Origin of the sequence: Pseudomonas sp. MWU13-3659, from assembly GCF_023757525.1 — a bacterium.
Classification (GTDB): Bacteria; Pseudomonadota; Gammaproteobacteria; order Pseudomonadales; family Pseudomonadaceae; genus Aquipseudomonas; species Aquipseudomonas entomophila_E.
On record NZ_JAMSHW010000122.1, the window covers coordinates 1 to 414 of the forward strand.

Sequence of the window (414 nt, forward strand, 5' to 3'; positions counted from 1 at the left end):
AGGTGTCGCCATCCCAGCCGAACAGGGTGAAGCCACAGCCAAGTTCGCGTTGGCGCTTCGCTCGTTGCAACTGGTTCCAGCCGGTCCCCGCTTCGGGGCGATCCCAGAAGTGCGCCACCGAATGCTTGTGCAGGCGCCGGCCCAGGGCGTCGTAGCTGTAATCGACCTTGAGCTGGTCATCGTTGTAGCTGGCCAGACGGTCGAACAGGTCCCAAGTGAAATGGGCATGGGCACCGTTGTGCAGGCGGTGGATCAAGTTGCCGCGTTCGTCGTAACGGTAATGGGTACCCGCGTACTCGCGCAGCAGGTTATCCATCAGCTTGTTGCGCCGTGGATCGGCTTCCAGCGGGCGGTTCAGCTCCTGGGTTTTCTGGTCGAGCAGGTTACCGGCCGGGTCGAAGGCGAAGGTTCAGC

At 62.3% G+C, this 414-nt stretch carries 1 pseudogene; it reads right to left on the bottom strand.

The features are described from left to right. Positions 1-409 (bottom strand): annotated as a pseudogene (locus NGM28_RS28595) (hypothetical protein); the annotation flags it as partial. Positions 410-414: the final 5 nt, after the last annotated feature.